This window comes from Pseudarthrobacter sp. CCNWLW207 (genome assembly GCF_037203945.1).
Classification (GTDB): domain Bacteria; phylum Actinomycetota; class Actinomycetes; order Actinomycetales; family Micrococcaceae; genus Arthrobacter.
Window position 1 is genome coordinate 192,073 of record NZ_JBBCBS010000007.1, and the last position, 14,341, is coordinate 206,413.

13 protein-coding genes are annotated in these 14,341 nt (G+C 67.4%); 6 read left to right on the plus strand and 7 right to left on the minus strand.

Annotated features, from left to right (window positions below; translation table 11 throughout):
- Positions 1-91: 91 nt before the first annotated feature.
- Positions 92-397 carry a hypothetical protein gene (locus V9L17_RS14225; RefSeq protein WP_337348025.1) on the plus strand — a complete coding sequence of 102 codons (306 nt, stop codon included), beginning with the start codon at positions 92-94 and terminating at the stop codon, positions 395-397.
- Between the two features lie 18 nt (positions 398-415).
- Here V9L17_RS14225 and V9L17_RS14230 read toward each other — a convergent pair whose 3' ends face one another.
- The gene (locus tag V9L17_RS14230; RefSeq protein WP_337351897.1) at positions 416-1,048 is read right to left on the minus strand and encodes a DedA family protein; all 633 of its coding nucleotides are present in this window, start codon (positions 1,046-1,048) and stop codon (positions 416-418) included.
- Positions 1,049-1,090: 42 nt separating this feature from the next.
- A complete protein-coding gene (locus V9L17_RS14235; protein WP_337351898.1) occupies positions 1,091-1,717 on the minus strand; it encodes a hypothetical protein in 627 nt (208 codons plus the stop codon).
- Between the two features lie 87 nt (positions 1,718-1,804).
- Between V9L17_RS14235 and V9L17_RS14240 the strand changes: the two genes are divergently transcribed.
- The gene (locus tag V9L17_RS14240; RefSeq protein ID WP_337348028.1) at positions 1,805-2,335 is read left to right on the plus strand and encodes an O-acetyl-ADP-ribose deacetylase; all 531 of its coding nucleotides are present in this window, start codon (positions 1,805-1,807) and stop codon (positions 2,333-2,335) included.
- Here the strand turns inward: V9L17_RS14240 and V9L17_RS14245 are convergent.
- Positions 2,307-3,317: an RluA family pseudouridine synthase gene (locus V9L17_RS14245; RefSeq protein WP_337348110.1), complete on the minus strand. Its 1,011-nt coding sequence runs from the start codon at positions 3,315-3,317 to the stop codon at positions 2,307-2,309. The two genes, V9L17_RS14240 and V9L17_RS14245, sit on opposite strands and share 29 nt — an antisense overlap.
- A gap of 104 nt (positions 3,318-3,421) precedes the next feature.
- Here V9L17_RS14245 and V9L17_RS14250 point away from each other — a divergent pair, with 104 nt between their 5' ends.
- Both V9L17_RS14250 and V9L17_RS14255 read left to right on the plus strand, forming a co-directional pair.
- Positions 3,422-4,069: a helix-turn-helix domain-containing protein gene (locus V9L17_RS14250; RefSeq protein WP_337351899.1), complete on the plus strand. Its 648-nt coding sequence runs from the start codon at positions 3,422-3,424 to the stop codon at positions 4,067-4,069.
- The gene (locus V9L17_RS14255; protein WP_337351900.1) at positions 4,062-4,754 is read left to right on the plus strand and encodes an SRPBCC domain-containing protein; all 693 of its coding nucleotides are present in this window, start codon (positions 4,062-4,064) and stop codon (positions 4,752-4,754) included. The genes V9L17_RS14250 and V9L17_RS14255 overlap by 8 nt, the downstream gene beginning before the upstream one ends.
- Positions 4,755-4,826: 72 nt before the next feature.
- Here V9L17_RS14255 and V9L17_RS14260 read toward each other — a convergent pair whose 3' ends face one another.
- On the minus strand, positions 4,827-5,402 hold the full coding sequence (locus V9L17_RS14260) for a TetR-like C-terminal domain-containing protein (RefSeq protein ID WP_337351901.1): 576 nt from the start codon (positions 5,400-5,402) through the stop codon (positions 4,827-4,829).
- Positions 5,403-5,481: 79 nt separating this feature from the next.
- Here V9L17_RS14260 and V9L17_RS14265 point away from each other — a divergent pair, with 79 nt between their 5' ends.
- Entirely contained in the window at positions 5,482-5,985 is a 504-nt protein-coding gene (locus V9L17_RS14265; protein WP_337351902.1) for a DUF4188 domain-containing protein, read from the plus strand.
- A 54-nt stretch (positions 5,986-6,039) separates the two neighbouring features.
- Here V9L17_RS14265 and yczR read toward each other — a convergent pair whose 3' ends face one another.
- Entirely contained in the window at positions 6,040-7,620 is a 1,581-nt protein-coding gene (gene yczR, locus V9L17_RS14270; RefSeq protein WP_337351903.1) for a MocR-like transcription factor YczR, read from the minus strand.
- Positions 7,621-7,681: 61 nt separating this feature from the next.
- Here yczR and yczE point away from each other — a divergent pair, with 61 nt between their 5' ends.
- Positions 7,682-8,365, plus strand: a complete 684-nt coding sequence (gene yczE / locus V9L17_RS14275; protein WP_337348034.1) for a membrane protein YczE — start codon at positions 7,682-7,684, stop codon at positions 8,363-8,365.
- On the opposite strand, the gene V9L17_RS14280 is transcribed toward yczE, so the two are convergent.
- Both V9L17_RS14280 and V9L17_RS14285 read right to left on the minus strand, forming a co-directional pair.
- Complete coding sequence (locus tag V9L17_RS14280; protein ID WP_337351904.1) at positions 8,362-9,201, minus strand: Fpg/Nei family DNA glycosylase; 840 nt, start codon at positions 9,199-9,201, stop codon at positions 8,362-8,364. The genes yczE and V9L17_RS14280 overlap by 4 nt on opposite strands.
- The gene (locus tag V9L17_RS14285; protein WP_337351905.1) at positions 9,194-14,290 is read right to left on the minus strand and encodes an ATP-dependent helicase; all 5,097 of its coding nucleotides are present in this window, start codon (positions 14,288-14,290) and stop codon (positions 9,194-9,196) included. The genes V9L17_RS14280 and V9L17_RS14285 overlap by 8 nt, the downstream gene beginning before the upstream one ends.
- Positions 14,291-14,341 lie beyond the last annotated feature (51 nt).

The window sequence follows — 14,341 nt, forward strand, 5'->3', positions numbered from 1 at the left end:
CACCGCTTGCGCTATCACTTGTGGTCCTCATTCGGCCCGGATAAGGACCATAAGTGATAGGGCAACACGGGGTCTAGGTAAGGTTGACGGCATGCCTTCGTTCCAGACGCGCCTGAAGATCACCGGCTTGAAGCCCGGCAACCCGCCGGAAGCCGTGATGGCGGCCGCCGTAGAAGCGCTGGAGACCCGCCACCATGTGGAGTCCAACCAACTCGACATTGCCGGCGGCGTCCCGCAGTTGAACCTCCGCTTCCTGGTCGAAGCCACGGAATACAACGGTGAGAACCAGCAGGCGCGGGAGTCGGCAGCCATGATGCGCGACGCCGTCGAACGCGTTGCGCTGACAGGCTCGCTGATGGTGCTCCGCCGTAACCGCGGCCGCTGGGCGCCGATCTAGCTCAGCTGCCGAGGGGCCTTACGCTCCCGGGGCCTCAGCCGCAGGGGGCGGCTCGTCCACGGGGGAGCGGGTGCCGCGGCGCCGGGTCGCAATTATTCCGACGACGACGCCGATCACCAGGCCGAGGGCCACCCCGATCAGGGAGCTGGCCCAGAACGGCAGCTTCGTGGCGGAACCGGTGAAGTAGCCCAGGCCTACGAGCCAGCACGCCCAGAGGATTGCGCCGAGGCCCGCGCAGAGGCTGAACCCGCGGACCGAGACGTCGGCAATTCCGGCGGCAGCCGACGTCGCCAAGCGTCCACCCGGGATGAAGCGCGCTCCGATGATGGTCCCGTAGGTGGAGGAGCGGCCGGCTTTGGCGATGGCCTCGTGGATGCCGTGGTGGACTTTCCTGCCCCAGCGCCAGCGATCAAGCACATGGCTCAGCCGGCGTTTGAAAAGCTGGAAAACCACCATATCGCCAATCCAGGACGCCACAGCGGACAGAGCTCCCACAAGGAAGACGTTGGCCCGGCCGTCGGCCGAGAGCGCTCCGCCAGTGATGACCACCATTTCGGACGGGATGGGAGGGAAGATGGCATCGCCGAGGACCACGGGGATGATCCAGAAGTAGATCGCAGCCCCCCAGTTGTCCGCGTTGCCAAAGTCCATGGCCACAAAGTACCGCACTATCGGCCGGGGCGGTGTGGGCGCTTACCCCGACTGCCGGTGGCTGAGGTGCCGCGCAGCCAGGAAGTACCAGTATGGCCAGGCGGCCCACGCTGCGGCTCCCACCGCTATTCCGGCGCCCCCGATGCCCCAGCGGAACCATTTCGGTGCCCGCCCGACGACGGCGACCCCCGCCACCGGGAGGGCCGCCAGCAAGGCCCCGCCGATGAACTGTCCCAGCCTCGCGAGGTCCCGGGGGTAGCCTCCTGCTTTGAGCAGTGCACGGTTGGCCAGCAGGAACCAGGCAGCCTGGACGGTCATGGCCCCGACGGAGATACCGGTGGACACCGTGAAATCGAGTTTCTTGAAAACGAGCAGGAAAGAGCTCGCGGCGCCGGCACCTGAGGCAATGATGACTACCCATTTGGCCGTCTCTGAACCCGGCGTTCGGCGAAGGCGGCGGTGAACCTGGACCACCACGGGGATGATCACCAGGTTGAAGACGCCTCCGGTGGCGTCGTTGATGGTGCCGAAGATGAAAGGCCCATTCTTGGGCACCTCGATGGCGTACATGGCGCCAAGGGTTGCCACGCCCACTACACCGAGGCCTGCAGCGGCGTAGGCGAATGTGGCGGCCGTCCGGTCCCCGGGGATCTCACTGAGCGTATCCATGGTTCTCCCACCTTTGCGCGAACCCTGCACACAGGATATTCCTGCTCCGGCCTGTCATCCAGAGGGTTCCGATGGGACACTGGCCGCATGCGCATCCAGGTTCTCCAAGGCGACATCACCGCCCGCTCCGTGGACGCGATCGTGAACGCGGCGAATTCCTCGCTGCTGGGCGGCGGGGGCGTGGACGGGGCCATCCACCGGGCCGCGGGGCCCGAGTTACTGGCTGCCTGCCGGGCTCTGCGCGACACTGACCTGCCGCATGGACTGGCCGTGGGTGCCGCCGTCGCGACTCCGGGTTTCGGACTCGCGGCGCGCTGGGTCATCCACACCGTGGGGCCGAACCGCCATGCCGGGCAGACCAACCGGGCGCTGCTGGTGTCGTGCTTCAGTGAAAGCCTGCGGGTCGCGGATTCAGTAGGTGCCGGCTCCATCGCGTTCCCGGCCGTGGGCGGCGGGGTCTACGGCTGGCGGGGTAGCGACGTGGCCGCAGCTGCGTACGACGCTGTCAGCGGGTTTGGTGCCTCACATCCGGCCAGCGCGCTCGAGTTGGTGGAATTTGTGCTGTTCAGCTCCGAGATGGAGGAGGACTTCAAGGCCGTGTTCTGGCAACCTCGCTGAGCTCCAGCCGGCTGCGGTACTCCACTGGTTTTTGGCTGATGGGGTCCACGAACCTGATGCCGCGTGCCAGGAGCTGCAAGGGCTTGGTGTAGTCGTCGGGGGCTTTGTCCAGCAGGTCGGGATAAAAGGCGTCGTTGACGATGCCCAGGCCCAGCGACGCCATATGTACCCGAAGCTGGTGGGTTTTGCCGGAGTGCGGCTCCAGCCGGTAGCGCGCCAGGCGCTGCGGACCGTTGCCAGTGGCGGGGGCGCCCGCGGAATGGGTGCCGGGGGTGTGGGTGCCCGCGGCACCTCCGGGAGTGCCGCCGTCGAACGTTTCCAGGCGCTCGATCCGGGTCTCCGCGTTGGGTTCGCCGTCGATCACTTCGGCCAGCAGGTAGCTGCGGGACTTGGTCATCCGGTTCCGCACCACAACTGGGAAATCGACGGCGGGGTAACCCGGCCCTGGCTCAGCGGCGGAGACGCATTCGTACTCCTTTTGTACCTGGCGCTTCTCGAAGAGCACCTGGTACCTGCCGCGGGTTTCGGGATTAGTGGACAGCAGCAGCACGCCTGCGGTCATCCGGTCCAGGCGGTGCATGGGGATCAGGTCCGGAAGGTCCAGCTGGTTCCGGAGCCGGACCAGGGCCGACTCCTGGATGTAGGTGCCGCCGGGGGTGGTGGGCAGGAAATGCGGCTTGTCCACCACGAGGAGGTGTTCGTCCTGGTGCAGAATGTCCAGCTCCACCGGGATACGGGTCTCGGGCGGCAGCGTGCGGTAGTACCAAATGAAGGTGTGGTCCGCCAGCCTGGTGGCCCGGTCCAGGGGGATGCCGCCCTCGCCAACGATCTCCCCGGCGTCGAACCTGTCCTCGATGCCCTGCGGATCAATGTGGCCCCAGCGGTGCATCATGTAGTCCAGCGCGGTGTCCCACGGCCCCTCGTCCGGGAGGCGCAGGCGGGTGGCGTTGACGCCGTCGCGCACAGGGAGGGGGGATTGCATCACCGGTCCATTCTACTTTGCCGGCTCCTAGGTCCCCGCGCGTCCTGTTACCGACGGTAAAAAAGTTCTTGACAATAAAAGTTGTCGGTAGCCATACTTTAAGCATGTTGGAGATCGAAGTGATCGAGGACCCCGCTGCGGCGGAGGCGTCGCTGGACCCGATCCGGACGCGTATCCTCCGGGAGCTCTCTAAGCCGGGGTCGGCCACGCAGCTCGCCGCCAAAGTGGGACTGCCCCGGCAGAAGGTCAACTACCACCTCAAGGCCCTCGAACGGCACGGGCTGGTGGAGCTGGTGGAGGAGCGGCGCAAGGGGAACGTCACTGAGCGCGTCCTCCAGGCGACGGCGGCCTCCTACCTGATTTCGCCGGTGGCTCTAGCCTCGGTGGCCCCGGACCCGCACAGGTTCTCGGACCGCTTTTCGGCCTTCTGGCTGTTGGCGCTCGCGGGCCGCATGGTCCAGGAAATGGGCAAGCTGATCGCCGGTGCCGCCGCCGCCCGGCAAAAGCTCGCAACGTTCGCGATCGACGGCGAGATAACCTTCCGCACCGCAGCAGACCGCGCCGCATTTGCCGAGGAGCTCGGCGTGGCGGTGACCCGGCTGGTGGACAAGTATCACGACGGCGGCAGCGGCACTCGTCGAAGCGGCACCCCGGCGGGCAGCGGGCGGAAGCATCGGCTCGTCGTCGCGCTTCACCCCGTACTTAAGACCCCCATCAAACCCTTTTCAGCGAAGGAGCAGGACAATGACTGACAAGCGTGAATTTGAAATCGTCTGCGACACCGAACTTCCGGGCACTCCCGAACGTGTTTGGGAAGCCGTGACCAAAGGCACTCCGGCATGGATGTTCCCCACGGATCAGTGGCCGGACGTCAAGACTGTCCAGGAGTACCCCACGCACCTCGTCTCCCGGATGGACGGCCCGGACGGCTGGTTCAACCAGTTGGAGCACGTCCTGGAACCGGTCGACGGCGGCCGCGCACAGCTGCATTATGTCCACAGCGGGATTTTCGCCGACAACTGGGATGAGCAGTACGACGGCGCGAGCAAGCACACGGAGTTCTACCTCCACACGCTGGGCCAGTACCTGAAGTATTTCGATGGCAAGCCTGTGGTGTTCACGGACATCCAGGCTCCGGCGGCGTCGCAGTCCCCGGACGGTTTCGAACGGCTGAAGGAGGCGCTGGGCGTGGACACTGCCGCGCAGGGCGCCACTGTTGAGCTTGAGGTCGACGGCGTGGGGCGGCTTTCCGGCGAAGTGGACTTTTCCAATGAGAACTTCCTGGGGCTGCGGACGGCGGATACGCTTTACCGGTTCTTTGGCCGCAACGCCTTTGGCGCTCCGGTGGGCATGACCGTCCACGACTTCAGTGGCAGTGGTGACCCGGACGCCACCGCCAAGGCCTGGGGCTTGTTCCTGGAAAAGGTCTACGCATAGGGGGGGCTTTGCGCATCGCGGACGGTTCAGCGCGGCGGGAACGTCCACGCGGGTGCTCGCGAATTCAGGGCGTCAGGCGGCCCAACCGCGGGCGATGGCGTCGAGGGCGGAGCTGTACACTGCGGCCCAGTCCGCGTCCGGCGGCCCCACCTGCGCCAGTTCCAGGCTCACCAGGCCATGGACCTGCCCCCAGATAGCGACGGCGACCATCTCCGCGGGTGCCGGCAGCAGGGTTCCAGCCGTCTGGGCTGTGGCGACGGCGTTGATCAGGGGCACCATGGCATCGGCGGCTACATCAGGACTGGGCTGGCAGTCGACGTACGCAGCCAAGGCGCCACCGAACATCAGCCGGTAGAGGGCCTGGTGCTCCAGCGCCCAGGCCCGGTAGGCCGTGCCCAATCCCTGCAGTCCACCCGGGGAGGCTGCCACTTGTGAGTCATGGAATGAACGGAATCCGTCGTCCACGACGGCGGTCAGGAGTTGGGATTTTCCGCCGAACAGCGAATAGACGGCCGTGGTGGAGGTACGGGCAGCCGCTGCCACATCGCGCAGCGTCACCCGCGCAGGGCCGTCCCGGTCCACCAGGTCGGCGGTGACGGCCAACAGCTCCTGCCGTAGGGAATCGGTGTGCACTACAGGTCTTGCCATGAGGTTCATTGTTTCATAACCTTGTTTCGTAACGTTGTTATGAAACAAGGTTATGAGACCCTGAACCCAAGGAGTTCCCATGGCGCAGAAAGTATTTCCGGGCCGCTACACCGCTGACCCGGAACGTGAATCCGTGACGGTCTTCTTGATCGGGATGAGGGCAAACAGGTGGTGGAAGGTCGGAACCGTCGGCAAGGTGGCTGCCGCCATGCCCAAGATGCTCCAGCACCTGGCTGCGGACCCGGCGGCAGGAATGCTGGGATATGAGCAATGGTTCGGCCGCACCACCATGCTGCTCAGTTACTGGGAGAGCCCGGAGCACCTGCAGAAGTTCGCCGCCGACCGAGAATCCCCGCACCTGGAGCCCTGGCGCAGATTTATGAAAGAACTCGCCGGTACCGGGGACGTGGGCGTCTGGCATGAGACCTACCAGGTGCCTGCCGGCGGAATTGAGGTCGTCTACAACGGCATGCCGCTGTTTGGCCTCGCCAAGGCCACCGCGCATGTCCCGGTCGGGGCCGGAACAAACACCGCAAAGCAGCGGATGGGCCGGACCGCCGGCCGCGGCGCCAGCGCCACCTGACCCGGAAAGCGGCCCCTGACCGGAAAGGGCGCCGGGTCCTTCGAGAGCTGACCGTCAGGCGATGGCCACGGCCGGAGCGTTCTTGAGGGTCCGGCGAAGCTGCGGGGCCGCGTCGAGCCTTTCCTGGGCCGAACGCAGGGCCAGGACTGCGATCTCCAGTTGCTCCGGTGGCAAGGTAAACGGAACACGGAGGTACCGTTCGAAGGCGCCGCCAATTCCGAACCGGGGCCCTGCGGCCAGCCGGATGCCGAAGTCGGGGGCAATCACCGTCAGAGCGGTGCTGAACGGTGCGGGGAGCCGGCACCAGACCGACAGTCCGCCGGCCGGGCGCCCCGTTTCCCATTCCGGGAGGTGCCCTGCGAGGAGTTCCAGGAGGGCTGTGCGGTTGTCCCGGAGGGCGGTCAGCCGTGAGGGGAGGGGTTCTTCGAGGGCACGGACCAGGTGGGCCGCCGCCAACTGTTCCATGACCGGTCCACCCAGATCCAGGGATGTCCTTGCCGCTGCAAAGCGTTGGATCATGGCTTCTGAGGCGCGGATCCAGCCCGTACGGAGCCCGCCCCAGTGGGACTTGCTGAGCGAGCCGATGGTGACCACCTCGGGACTAAAGGCTGCCACGGGAGTGGTCTCCGCGCCGTCGAGGTTCAGTTCCCGGAGGGTTTCGTCGACCACCAGCACCGTTCCCGCGGCTGCGGCTGCCCGGACCAGTTGGCGGCGCTGGAGATCGGGCATCAGCTGACCCGTGGGGTTATGGAAGTCCGGCACCACGTACGCGACCTTCGGGCGCTGCTGCATCATGGTGGCCTGCAGTGCTTGCATGTCCCACACCAAGGCGGGGGGACCGCCGTCGGCTTTGTCAGTCTTGGCGCCGTGGGCCGTGGTGAAGGCCACTGGAACGGCCCGGCAGCCGGCCGCACGGATAGCATCGAGGGCGTTCGGATAGCTGGGATGTTCCACCAGTACCCTGTCCTGCCTGCCCGCCAGCGCGCGGATGATGATGTTCAGGGCGTGCTGGGCGCCCGACGTCACCAAGATCTGTTCGGCGCTGGTCGGCGCGCCGGCAGCGGAGTAGCGGGCGGCCACGGCCTCGCGCAAAGGGAGCAGGCCCATGGCGTCATACCCGAATCCTGGCAGCAGCGCGGGAAGTTCCGTGAGTGCTGCCGCGAACGCGCGGTGCACCACCTCGCCGCTGGCGGGCAGCGATGCGTAGGCGAGGTCGATCAGGCCTTCCGGTGCCGCCAGCCCGGGGGCAGCGAGTCCGGCTGCCGCGAGCCCAGCTGTCGCGACTCGCGGAGAAACAGTTCCGGCGCTCCGCCCTGTGCCTGTCACGCCCGGACTGAGCACCGTCGTACCGAGCGGCGTCAGGCGGGGAATCCGGGTCCGGCCCCTGCTGCCTTGCCCGCTGCTGAGAAAACCCTGCTCGCGGAGGTGGGCATACGCCGCTGTCACCGTGGTCCGGCTGACACCCAATGCCTCAGAGAGCCCGCGCTCGCTGGGCAGGGCGGTGTCCAGGGCCACCCTGCCGTCAAGGACCAGGAGGCGCACGACGTCGGCCAGTTCGCGGTAGGCAGGTGCGGCACCGAGGTTCCACTCGCCCAGGAGACGGGCCAATGCGGACGGGTTCAGTGAAGGGGACATGATGCCAGTATCTCAAACTGGCTATATGTTTCAATGCCAGTTAGCTGTCACAGTTGTCGTTATGTTGACCCGCAGACTCCTCCAGCTCTTTGTCGGCCTCGCCATGTACGGCATATCCCTGGCCATGTTCATCCGGGCCGGCCTTGGCCTGGACCCGTGGGATGTGTTCCATCAGGGCGTTGCCGGCAGGACCGGACTGAGCATCGGTGTAGTGGTCATCATTGTCAGTTTCCTGGTACTGCTCCTCTGGATCCCGCTGCGGCAGTGGCCGGGCTTCGGCACGCTCTGCAACGCCGTGCTGGTGGGCGTTTTCGCGGACGTTGGCTTGGCCCTGATCCCAACGTTCTCGCATCTGGGTGGCCAGATCGGCCTGCTGGCAGGCGCCGTGCTGCTGAACGGCATCGCGTCCGCCTGCTACATCGGTGCCCGGTTCGGTCCAGGGGCCAGGGACGGCCTGATGACAGGCCTGGCACGGCGCACCGGCTGGTCGGTTCGGGTCTCGCGCACCCTGATTGAGGTTGTGGTGCTCGCAGTTGGCTGGCTACTGGGCGGTTCCGTGGGGGTGGGCACGGTGGTCTACGCCCTCGCCATCGGACCGCTGGTGCAGCTGCTGCTCCCGTGGTTTATGGTGCCAGCGGCTATTCCACCGGCACTTGTCCCCGAGCCCGGGGCCAGTGAGCTGCCTGCCGGTCCACTGGCCGCCGTCGACCCCGCTGGTGCTGAACCGCTGGCCCGGAACGCCTAGGAACCGTTAGCCAGGACCGGCTGGCACTGTGGACAGAAATAGATGTCCCGTTCCTCTTCGCCGTTGGGTTTGCCGAGCACGTCGCGCCGGATGGGGGTCCGGCACTTGAGGCACGGCTGGTGTTCGCGCCCGTAAACCCAGTAGCCTGGCCGGCCCGCCATCCGTCCCACTGGCATGCCGCGCGGATTCAGGATGGTTACCCGGCGGCCCGGACCCAGGTTGGCTTCAAGCAGCTGTTTGGCGTCCGTCATCAGGGTCCGGAGGTCCGCCACGCCCGATACCGGCGACGCCGGGTGCACGCCGGACAGGAAGCACGCCTCGCAGCGGTAGATGTTGCCGATGCCTGCCAGGTTGCGCTGGTCCAGCAGGGCGACGCCGATGGGCACGTCGGGTGCCGCGCGGATCCGCCGTTCCGCCTCGGCTGGGTCCCAGTCCGGACCCAGCAGGTCCGGACCCAGATGGCCCACGATGGTGTCCTCCTCCGCCGTCTTGACCACCTCCACGATGCCCAGGGAAAATCCGACGGCGTCTGCCGCGGCCGTGCGGAGTACGCACCGGGCGGTGAAACCCGGCTTCCGCCAGCGTCCTCCCGGCGGATAGACCTGCCAGCTGCCTTCCATTTTCAGGTGCGAGTGGATGGTGAGTTTCCGATTCTCCGGCCCCACGACGCGCATCAGGAGATGCTTGCCTCGGGGGACCACCTCTTCCACGGTCCAGCCTGCGAGGTTGAGGGTGGCGAACCGGGGGACGCGGAAGTCCGACGCGGTGAGCGTCTGCCCGGCCAGGGCTTGGTGCAGCTGGTGGGCAGCCCGCCAGACGGAGTCGCCCTCAGGCACGGATCCTCAGCCCCTTGGGGGTGGAGTATGCCCCGGCCGCGGCCAGGGCTGCTGCCACCGGGGTGTCCAAAATGCCATGGCCGTTCACTTTCTCCATGATGAGCTTGTCCACGGCGCCGCGCGTGACCACACCCACCAGCGCCGAGCCGGCAGCGGACAGCACGGGTTCGTCGTCGCTGAAGGCCAGCAGTGTTTTGCCTCCCCGTTCAACGTAAAGGACCAGCGCGCCGTCAACGAGCACCACCAGTGCACCCGCCTTCCGTCCGGGCCGGTGGCCGGTTCCGGCCTCCTCATTGAGGGCGGGCCAGGGCAGGGCAGCCCCATAAGGGTTGGCCGGATCGGTGGCCGCCAGCGCCAGGGCGATGGGCTCGGGCTTCACAATCTGGGTGTCCTCGGAATAGGAGCGCAGCCTGTCCACCGTTGCCGGAACCGCGAACTGGGCAGCCCCGAGATGTTCGATGAAGTACCCGCGGCGGCAACGCCCAGCCTCTTCCAGCCGGGCCAGGACCTTGTACATCAGGCCGAAACCGCCCAGGATCTGCTCGGCCATAACCGAGCCCCGGGTGACAACGCCGTACCTGTCCAGCAAGAGCTCAGCGGTGGCACGGGCATGGATGGTGGGGTCCAGCTCCGGTGAGGGCAGGGCGGACCAGCGTCCGGCTGCCATTGGCGGTGTGGCCGCGGCTCCGGATGCTGTGCCGTAGCGCCCGCCGCCCAAGCCAGAGGAGCCCAGGCCAGGGGAGCCTAAGAGGCCCGTGCCGTGGGAGCGGCCCAGCCTGCTCATTCTTGGAGCCCGCAGCCGTGGTGCCTTCGAAACCTGGCGGTGGGCCGTGTGGCCCCCGGCGATGAGGGCCCGGACAGGCGCGAAGGTGTCGCCGGTGATCCGCCCGGCCCACGCGAGGTCCCACAAAGCTGACACCACGTCCTGGTCGCTCAACACTGCGTCCATGCCCCCGGCAACCTCCGTCAACTGGCGGAAGAAGTAGCCGCCGCCGTTGTTCCGGAGGTAGTCCAGCAGCCGTTGTTGCGCGTCGCCGGGCTCATATTCGACGGCGGGGTTCAGCGTCAGTTCGGCCGAATCTGCCAAGTGCAGGCTGATCCAGCCGTCGTTCCCGGGAAGCCCGCCGGCGCCGGACCAGAGGACTTCCCCGGCGGCCATCAGCTCGTCCAGCATGGCGGGCTGGTAGTTGGAGACCCGGCTGGCCAGCACAAGCGGCTCCCAGGCCGATGCCGGGACCGGAACCCCGGACAGCTGGTCGATAGCGGTAATGATTCCGTCCAGCCCGCGCAGGGAAGGCTGTCCGCGGCCGGCGCCTGGCGTCCTGACGTGCTGCCACGCGGGCAGGAACCGCCCGTAGGCGGCGGCATCTACCGGCTCCACTTCTGCGCGCAGTGCCGCCAGCGACCGGCGCCGCAGCTTCCGGAGCACCTCGGCGTCGCACCATTCGCTGGTGGGCGGGGACACGTGCACCTGCGTGGATTCTGGCAGCGGTGTGGGGTTCTGCACCGCCGGATCGGAGTGGCTGGCATCCGGGTCCACGAGGTCCGCGGAGGCTACGTCCAGGGGACCTTCAATGGGTGGGGTTTCCCGGCCCGGTGTGGCATGGGGCCGGAACTCGCCTTCCACCACACGCCCGTCCGCGGCGAGGCGCTTCAGTGCCGTGCTGACAACGGCGACGCCAAGGCCCAGCCGTGCCGCTGCCTCGGATGCCGTGAAGGGGCCGTGGGTCCGGGCATACCGGGACACAAGATCGCCGAGGGGATCCGCCACGGGCTCGATGAAGGCCAACGGCATGCCCATCGGCAGCGGGACACCGATCGCATCCCGCAGGCGTGCAGCGTCCTCGACGGCGGCGAACCGCTCCACTCCGCCGATATTGATTTTGATGGCACGGTTGGCCCGCTGCAGTGCGGCCAGGTGGGAAGTTGCAAGGGCGGCGTCGGCGTGCAGGGTTTCGGCGGGCCCACCCACCGGAGCAGGTTCAGCCACGGGGGCGGAATCGGGCACTGTGGCCGGTTCCAGCCGCGCCGCGACCTCTTCGATGGCCAGCGGACCAAGGAGCCTTAGGAGGTCGGCAACGCCTTCCAGCCCGCGGGCACGGCGGTCCGGGGCCAGGCGCTGCAGTTCAAGCTCGGTGGCCTCGATGACTTTGGCATCGAGCAGCTCACGGAGTTCCACCCGGCCCAGCAGCTCGTTCAGGAGCGTCGAGTCCAGTGCCAGGGCGGCGGCACGGCGTTCGGCCAGCGGGGAGTCGCCCTCATACAGGAACTGCGCCACGTACCCGAAGAGCAGGGACTTCGCGAAGGGCGACGGCTGCTGGGTGGTGGTCTGCACAATCCGCAGTTCGCGTCGTTCGATGGACGCCGCAATGTCTTTCAGTGCAGGGAGGTCGTACACGTCCTGCAGGCACTCGCGGACCGTTTCCAGCACGATGGGGAACGTGGGGTACTTTCGGGCCACGTCCAGGAGTTGGGCGGACCGCTGGCGCTGCTGCCACAGGGGCTGCCGCTTGCCCGGAGTTTGGCGGGGGAGCAGCAAGGCGCGAGCGGCGCACTCGCGGAAGCGCGAGGCGAACAGGGCGCTGCCGCCCACCTCGGCGGTGACAATCTGTTCCAGTTCCTCGGGGTCAAAAAGGAAAAGCTCAGCCCCGGGCGGCTCGTCCTCCATCATCGGGACGCGCAGCACAATGCCGTCATCGGCGGCCATTGCGGAGCCGTCCACGCCATACCGCTGGTGGAGGCGCTGTCCGACGGCGAGCGCCCAGGGAGCGTGCACTGGCATGCCGAACGGGCTGTGCAGGATCACACGCCAGTCACCGAGTTCATCATGGAACCGCTCCACCACCAAGGTGGTGTCGTTGGGAACCACGTCAGTGGCGAGCTTCTGCTCTGCCAGGTACTGGATCAGGTTGTTCGCGGCGAATTCATCCAGGCCGCTGGCCTGGCAGCGTTCGGTGGCAGGCCCGACGTCGGACGCGGACAGTTCCCGCACGAAGGCGCCCAGCGCGCGGCCCAGGTCCACGGGCCTGCCCAGCGAGTCACCCTTCCAGAAGGGGAGTTTGCCGGGCTGGCCGAAGGCTGGCGATACGAGGACGCGGTCGTGGGTGATGTCCTCGATCTTCCAGCTCGTGGCGCCGAGGGCAAAGATGTCGCCCACCCTGGATTCGTACACCATCTCCTCGTCGAGTTCGCCCACGCGGCGGCCGCCCTTGGCCGGGGAGGGTGTGGCCGCCTTGCCGTCACCTGAGGGGGAAGCCGAACCTTCAATCTCGGTGCCGATGATGTAGACGCCGAACAGGCCGCGGTCAGGGATGGTGCCGCCCGAGGTAACGGCTAGCCGTTGGGCGCCCGGCCTGCCTTCGATGGTGCCGGCGTTGCGGTCCCAGATGATCCGGGGGCGGAGCTCCGCGAATTCGTCGGACGGATAACGGCCGGCCAGGAGATCCAACGTGGCCTCAAAGGCGGAACGGGGGAGGGAGGCGAAGGGCGCGGACCGCCGGACCGTGGAGAACCACTCCTCCACATCGATGCTGCCCAAGGCAGTGGCTGCAACAGTCTGCTGCGCCAGGATGTCCAAGGGATTGGCCGGGACAAAGAGCCGCTCGATCTTTCCCCCGAGCATCCTCTCAACGGTGATGGCGGTGTGGACAAGGTCTGCCCGGTGCTTGGGGAAGAGTACGCCCTGGGAAATTTCGCCCACCTGGTGACCGGCCCGGCCCACCCTTTGCAGGCCGCTGGCCACGGAGGGCGGGGATTCCACCTGCACCACGAGGTCCACGGCTCCCATGTCGATGCCGAGCTCCAGGGACGAGGTGGCAACGACGCACCGCAGCCGGCCGGACTTGAGGTCGTCCTCGATCAGGGCACGCTGGTCCTTGGAGACGGAGCCGTGGTGGGCGCGGGCCAGCACAGGATCGGCGCCGGCGGTGCTGCCGGCCTGCGCCATCATGTGGGCGGGTGTTGCCGTGGACACCGGTACAGCTGACGCCGGAACACCCGCAGGCCCGTCCGTTGCAGCCCCGGGCTCAACGTCCCCCCAACCGCCGCCCACGGCCACGAGTTGCCGCTCGGCGTAGATCTCGTTCAGCCGCGCTGTGAGGCGCTCGGCAAGGCGGCGGGAGTTGGCGAAGACGATGGTGGACTGGTTGGCCAGCACCAGGTCAACGATCTTTTCCTCCACATGTGGCCAGATGGACGCCTGTGGCTGGAGCCCGGAAGCCGGCCCGGAGTCGTGGGCCCCCGCTGCGCCCTGGAGGTCGGACATGTCTTCCACCGGAACGGAAACAGTGAGGTCCCAGTTTTTGCGCGATGGCGGCGCCACGATCTCTACCGGTGCGGACCCGGCAAGGAACTGGGCCACCAGCTCGCGGGGCTCAACCGTGGCCGAAAGTCCGATGCGCTGGGCCGGTTTGGGCAGCAGGGCATCGAGCCGTTCCAGCGAAACGGCCAGGTGCGCCCCCCGCTTGGTGCCGGCGACGGCGTGGACCTCGTCAACGATGATGGTGTCCACTTCGGTCAGCGTTTCGCGGGCCCTGGACGTCAGCATCAGGAACAGCGATTCGGGCGTGGTGATGAGGATGTCCGGCGGGTTGCTGAGCAGCGCGCGGCGGTCCGCCGTCGTGGTGTCCCCGGACCTGACGCCCACAGTGATCAGCGGGGCAGGCAGCTCCAGCCGCTTGGCCGTCTGCGTTATGCCGATCAGGGGTGAGCGGAGGTTCCGTTCGACGTCGACGCCCAGGGCCTTCAGCGGCGAGATATACAGCACCCGGGTTTTACGCTTGGGAGCCCGGGGGCGCCTGCCCTTTCCTGCAGGCGCTTCGATGCCGGGCAATTCCGGAGCAGGCTCCGGGGCCGAGGACAGCAGGCGGTCCAGGGCCCACAGGAAGGCCGCGAGGGTCTTGCCTGACCCGGTGGGCGCCACCACGAGGGCGTGCGAGCCGGAGGAGATGGCGTTCCAGGCGCCAATCTGGGCAGAAGTCGGCTCCGAAAAGGCGCCCAGGAACCAGTCCCGGGTGGGGCGGCTGAACCTGCCCATGGGGGCGTCTGAAACGGCGTGTGCACCGGTTTCAGGCGGCTGGTTCTCCTGCATGCCTCCATCATGCCCTACCCCACCGACAGGACGGCCAGCCCCGGCGGGCCA